The 6,509-nt window shown below is 72.8% G+C and carries 2 protein-coding genes; both read right to left on the minus strand.

Going from position 1 to position 6,509, the window contains the following annotated elements:
- Positions 1-24: 24 nt before the first annotated feature.
- Positions 25-198 (minus strand): MbtH family protein, encoded by a 174-nt coding sequence (locus ACFYY8_RS21205; RefSeq protein WP_390043350.1) that lies wholly within the window; start codon positions 196-198, stop codon positions 25-27.
- Entirely contained in the window at positions 198-6,341 is a 6,144-nt protein-coding gene (locus ACFYY8_RS21210; protein WP_390043352.1) for an amino acid adenylation domain-containing protein, read from the minus strand. Before ACFYY8_RS21210 ends, ACFYY8_RS21205 begins: the two co-directional genes overlap by 1 nt.
- Between the last annotated feature and the right edge of the window lie 168 nt (positions 6,342-6,509).

The following is a 6,509-nucleotide window of genomic DNA, read 5'->3' on the forward strand; positions in this document are numbered from 1 at the left end:
ACCCAGATCCACTCGTCGGACATGTCAGGATTTCCTTGCGCTGAGCGGGCGCAGGTCGGTCCACACCCGGTCGATGTGGGCCAGGCACTCCTCCTTGGGGCCGGAGAAGCCCTCAAGACGCCAGCCGTCCGGCAGCCGCCTGCCGTCGGGCCAGATCGAGTACTGCTCCTCGTGGTTGACCACAACGTGGTGACTCATCACGCTTCCCCGTTTCCTTGAGGTCCTTGAGGCGTCCGCACGAGGCCTTCGGCCTCGTCGTCGGACAGTTCCGCCAGCTCGGCGATCAGCATCTCCTCGATCGAGGCGGCGAGCCCGGCCACGGTGCCGCGTGCGAACAGCACGCGGATCGGCACGTCGATCTCGACGAGGGCGCGGATCCTGGCGATGACGCGGGTGGCGAGCAGCGAGTGCCCGCCGAGGGCGAAGAAGTCGTCGAAGGCGCCGACGTCCTCGATCCCCAGCACCTCGCCGAACACGTCGGCGACCAGCTGTTCGGCGTCGCCGCGCGGGGCGACCCGTTCCCTGGGGGCCGCCTGCGGCGCGGGCAGCGCGGCGCGGTCGATCTTGCCGTTGCGGTTGAGCGGCAGCGCGTCGAGCCGCACCCACAGGGAGGGCACCATGTAGGCCGGCAGCGTCGCCCCGAGCAGCCTGGCGAGATCCTCCCCCTCGGGGGCGCCGACGGTGTAGCCGACCAGGATCCCGTCCCGTACGGCGACGGCCGCCTGGCCGACTCCGGGGCAGGCCAGCAGCCGGGCCTCGACCTCGCCGAGCTCGACGCGGAAGCCCCTGACCTTGACCTGGTCGTCGTCACGGCCGAGGAACTCCAGCCGCCCGTCGTTGCGCCAGCGCACCCGGTCGCCGGTGCGGTAGACACGCGAGCCGCCGGGGCCGGGCACGAACCGCTCGGCGGTCAGCGCGGGCCTGCCCAGATAGCCGTGGGCGACGCCCGCCCCGGTGACGCACAGCTCACCGGGCACACCCGGCGGCACCGGCTCGCCGTTCCGGTCCAGGACCAGGACGCGGGTGCCGCCGACGGGCACGCCGATGGGCGGGCGCCCCGGGGAGCCGTCCAGCTCGGCCGTGGTCGCGATGATCGTCGTCTCGGTCGGGCCGTAGGTGTTGACCAGCCGCACCCGGTCGCCGAAGCGCTCCCGCCAGCGGGCGACCGCGGCCTCGTGCACCTGCTCGCCGCCCAGGATGACCAGCCGCAGCGTGTCCGGCCACGGGACGTCGTCGATCTGGTCGACCAGGGCGTGCCAGTAGGCCGTCGGCAGGTCGAGGACCGTGACCCCGGCCAGGTGGTCGGGCAGGGTGACACCGCCGTCGGGAAGCAGTTCGACACGCGCCCCCGCGGCCAGAGCCGGGTAGATCTCCTCGGCGTGCGTGTCGAAACTCAGTGAGGCGAACTGCACCACCCGGTCACCGGGGTGCAGGCCGTACGCCTGGCGCATCCACGCCACCCGGGCGGCGAGCCCGTCGTGCCCGACCACCACGCCCTTGGGGGTGCCGGTCGAACCGGAGGTGTAGATCACGTAGGCGGCGGCGCCGTCCGGCACCGGCACGGCCTGGAGCGCCGGCGGCACGGACTCGGGAACCGTGTCGAGCACGAAGGACGCCCCGCTGTCCTCGACGAGGAAGGCGAGCCGCTCGGCCGGGTAGTCGGGGTCGAGCGGCAGGTAGGCGGCCCCGGCCCGCCAGACGGCCAGCAGCGCGGCGATCGTGTCCGGGGTCCTGCCGAGCCGTACGCCGACCACGTCCCCGGGGGCGACGCCACGCGAGCGCAGCAGTCCGGCCAGCTCACCGGCCCTGGCGTCAAGCTCGGCGTAGGTCAGCGCGCGCGTCCCGCAGCCGACCGCGACGGCGTCCGGCCGCTCCCGTACGGCCGCCGCGAACAGCTCGGGGACCGAGGGCGTCGCGGACAGGGCGGGTCCCTCACCCAGCCGGGCCAGCAGCGCCTCGTCCTCCTCGGTGCGCAGCGGCAGCGCGGAGATCCGCTCGTCCGCGGCGCCGGGCAGCGCGGTGAGCAGCAGCCGCAGCCGCGCGCCCAGCGCCTCGACCGTCGCCCGGTCGAACAGCGCGGTGTCGTAGACCAGGGTGAGCAGCAGTTCGTGCTCGTCCTGCCAGGCCTCAAGGGCGAGTTCGAGCTTGGCCTGGCGCATGCCGTGCTCGAACGCCGACGCGGTCAGCCCGGAGAAGGCGCCGCCGTCCTGTCCGCCGTCCTGGGTGTGCAGGATGAACATGGTCTGGAACAGCGGGGTGCGGGTGAGGTCGCGTTCGGCCCGCAGCGCCGTGACCAGTTCCTCGAAGGGGACACCCTGGTGGGAGAAGGCGTCCAGGACGCCGATCTGGGTGCGTTCGAGCAGTTCGGTGAAGGCGGGGTCGCCGGACAGGTCGCCGCGCAGCACCAGCGTGTCGCTGAGGTAGCCGACGACGGGTTCGAGCTGGACCCGGTCCCTGCCCGCGGTGGCGGTGCCGACCAGGACGTCGTCCTGACCGGTGTGCCTGGCCAGCAGCACCTGGTAGGCGGCCAGCAGCACCATGAACATGGTCGCGCCGTGCCGCCTGCCGAGCAGGGCCAGCTCACGGGCCTGTGCCGCGGTCAGCCTGACCTCGACCACGTCGCCGTCCCTGGTGCTCGCGGCGGTGCGCGGCCGGTCCAGCGGCAGGTCGAGCGGGGTGGGGTCGGCGAGCCGTTCGCGCCAGTGGTCGAGCAGCGCCGAGGTGTCGCGCTCCCGCTGCCAGTGGGCGACGTCGCCGAACTGCAGCGGCACCGGGGGCAGTTCCGCGCCGCCCGAGTAGAGGTGGCCCAGCTCCTCGAAGATGAGGTTGAGCGACCAGCCGTCGCCGAGGATGTGGTGGATCACCACGCACAGCACGTGGTCGTCCTCGCCGACCTCGATGAGGACGGCCCGCAGCGGCGGCCGGTCGGCCAGGTCGGCGAAGGGCCGGTTGGTCAGGCCCGCGACGAGGTCGAGCGCCTCGGCCTCCCCGGCGGCGGAGGCCTCCTCGACGGGCACCGGGCCCGGCGGGTCGACGACGGCGGAGGGCGCGCCGTCCACCTCGGGGAAGCGGGTGCGCAGGCTCTCGTGCCTGGCGGCGACGCCTTCGAACGCCCTGGCCAGGGCCGTCCTGTCGAGCGGTCCCCGCAGTCGCCTGACCAGGCACATGTTGTAGGAGGCGTCGTCCGGGTCGAGCCGGTTGAGGAACCAGAGCCGTTCCTGGCCGAAGGACAGCGGCTGACCGGCTCCCTCCGGCCTCGGCCGGGGCCCCTCGTCGTCCCGCCCGTCACGGGCGGGCTCGGCGTCGGTGAGCAGTTCGGCCAGCGCGGCGACGCCGGGCCGCAGGAAGATCTCCCTGACCGGAACCTCGATCCCGGACAGCACGGCCAGCCGCGAGGTGACCATGGTCGCCAGCAGCGAGTGGCCGCCGAGGGAGAAGAAGTCGTCGTGCGCCCCGACCGAGGGTACGTCGAGCACCTCGGAGAAGACCTGGGCGACCAGCCGTTCCGCGGGGGTGCGGGGCGCGGTCGCGCCCGTCCGCGGAGCCGCCTCGACGTCGGGCAGCGCCTTGCGGTCGATCTTCCCGTTGGGGGTGAGCGGGAGCGCGGCGACCTCGACGAGCACGCCGGGCACCATGTAGGCGGGCAGCTGCCCGCCCGCGTGCTCCCTGACGGCGTCGAGGAGTCCGGGGTCGCCCGGTTCGACGGGCACGACGAAGGCGGCGAGCCGTTCGCCGCGCACCGCGACGACGGCCTGCGCGACGCCGGGGCAGGTGTCGAGGACCGCCTCGATCTCGCCCAGCTCGATGCGGTGGCCGCGCAGTTTGACCTGGTTGTCGGTGCGGCCGAGGAACTCCAGGGTGCCGTCGCCCCGCCAGCGGGCCAGGTCCCCGGTGCGGTAGACACGTGAGCCCCCGGGGCCGGGCACGAACCGCTCGGCGGTCAGCGCGGGACGGCCGAGGTAGCCGGTGGCGACCCCGTCGCCGCCGATGAGCAGCTCGCCGGGCACGCCGATCGGGGCGGGCGAGCCCACCGGGTCCAGCACGTGCACGACGGTGTTGGCGATCGGGCCGCCGATGACGATCTCGCCGGGCTCCTCGGGGACCTCCCAGGCCGTGGACCAGATCGTGGTCTCGGTCGGGCCGTAGACGTTGACGAGCCTTTCGACCCTGGGCCGCAGTTCCCTGGCCAGCTGGGGCGCGAGCGGCTCGCCGCCGGTCAGCGCGGTCACCCTCGGCAGGTCCCCGCTGAGCAGCACCCGCCAGCCGGACGGCGTCGCCTGCACGTGAGTGACACCCTCGTCCTCGACGAGGCGGGCGAGCGCGGCGCCGTCGCGGGCGGTTTCCGCGTCGGCGACGACGATCCTGCCGCCGGTCACCAGCGGGAGGTACAGCTCAAGGGCGGAGATGTCGAACGACAGGGAGGTCAGCGCGAGCCACACGTCCCGCGACGTCGAGCCGACCAGCGTCCGCATGGCGAGCAGGAAGTTGGTCAGCGCCCGGTGCGGCACGACGACGCCCTTCGGCCGCCCGGTCGAGCCCGAGGTGTAGAGCACGTAGGCGGTGTCGCGGGGGCGGGGCCTCACAAGGGACCGCGCGTGCGGAACCGCCTGCGCGGGCGGCAGGTCGTCCAGGCTCGTCAGGACCAGGGCGGCGCCGGAGTCCTCGATGACGTAGGAGACGCGGGCCTGCGGATACTCGGGGTCGACGGGCAGGTAGGCCGCACCGCTCATCGCCACGCCGAGCAGCGCGACGACCATGTCCGTCCCGCGTTCCATCCGGACGGCGACGAGCGAGTCCCGCCCGATGCCCGCGGCGGCCAGCCGTCCGGCCAGGTCGGCGGCGCGGGCGGTCAGCTCGGCGTAGGTCAGCGTGCCGACGGCCACGGCGCCGGGGGTGGCGGCGGCCTGGTCGAGCACGAGGTCGACCAGGGTCACCTCGGGCAGCTCCGCCGAGGTCTCGTTCCACTCGCCCAGCAGGGCCAGCTCGGCCTCGGGCAGCAGGGGCAGCGAGCCGATCGGCGTCTCCGGGGCGGCGACCGCCGACTCGAGCAGCCTGACGAACCTGGCGACCATCCGCTCGGCGGTCCGCTGCTCGAACAGGTCCGTGCTGTAGAGCACGGTGCCGAGCACGTGACCGTCGGGGGTGGGGGTGAGGTCCATGGAAAGGTCGACCCTGGCCCTGGTCCAGCCGTGCGGGAAGGGCTCGGCGTCGAGACCGGGCAGCGGGTCGCCGGTCTCACCGTGGGTGTGGAAGGCGAACAGGGTCTGGAACAGCGGGGTGCGGCTGAGGTCCCGTTCGACGTCCAGTTCGGCGACGAGCCGTTCGAAGGGCACGTCCTGGCGGGAGAGCGCGTTGAGCACGACCTTGCGGGTGCGCTTGAGCAGGTCGGCGAAGGAGGGGTCGCCGGACAGGTCGCAGCGCAGCGCCAGCGTGGTCGACAGGAAACCGATCATGGTCTCCAGGTCGGTGCTGTCCCGCCCCGCGGACGGTGTGCCGACGCAGAAGTCGTCCTGTCCCGTGTGCCTGGCCAGCAGCACCTGGTAGGCGGACAGCAGCACCATGTACGGCGTGCAGCGCGAGCGCCTGGCCAGGTCCGCGATCCCGGCGGCCAGTTCCCCGCCGATCTGGAAGTGCACCTCCCCGCCCTCACCGCTGCGCTGGGCGGGACGGGGCCGGTCGGCGGGCAGGTCGAGGGGCGCGACCCCGGTCAGGTGCTCGACCCACCAGCGAAGCTCGGTGTCCTCGGCGGCGCGCTGCGCGCGGGCGTGCTCGCCGTACTGCAGGGGGAGGGCCGGCAGGTCGGCGACGCCGCCGCCCTCGTAGTGGGCGGCGACCTCCGAGCACAGCACGTTCAGCGACCAGCCGTCGCCGTTGATGTGGTGCAGGACGACGCAGAGCACGTGTTCGAGCGGGCCGAGCTCGATCAGCGCCACCCGGAACGGCGGCGCGGCGGCCAGGTCGAAGGAGGTGTTGGTGACCGTGGAGACCAGCGTGCGCGCCTGTTCCTCGTCCGCCGCGGTCAGCCGCTCGACGACGATCGGAGCCGGGGGCTCGACGACCGCGACCGGTTCCCCGGCCACCTCGCGGAAACGGGTGCGCAGGCTTTCGTGCCGGGCCGCGACCGCGGTGAACGAGGCTTCGAGGGCGGCGGTGTCAAGTCGACCTTTCAACCTGTAAACATAGGATGTGTTGTAGGTCGAGTCGCCGGAGTCGAGGCGGTGAAGAAACCATAACCGCTGCTGGCCGTACGACAGCGGATACTCCGTCCAGGGCTGGCCGGGGGAAATGGTCTCTGGCTGAAGCACGCAGAGCTCCTTCGGCGGCCGCGGGATCGCACGCACATGAGCACGCCTCGTAAATGGGTATGCGAAAGCCCGCTCCGCGCATATTTGCCGAGTTGAGCACAGAAGACGAAGGGTTTCTTTCTGGAAAGAAACCTTTCAGTTAGGTCTGGGTCGTTAGTGTTACACCTCTTCCCCAGCTTCGCAAGGCCCGCCATCTCTGGGGAC

Source organism: Streptosporangium sp. NPDC001559, assembly GCF_042893955.1.
Lineage (GTDB): Bacteria > Actinomycetota > Actinomycetes > Streptosporangiales > Streptosporangiaceae > Streptosporangium.

What these genes read in the sequence shown, in the direction of transcription:
- ACFYY8_RS21205 (WP_390043350.1), bottom strand. Translation starts at nt 198, where the DNA reads ATGAGTCACCACGTTGTGGTCAACCACGAGGAGCAGTACTCGATCTGG.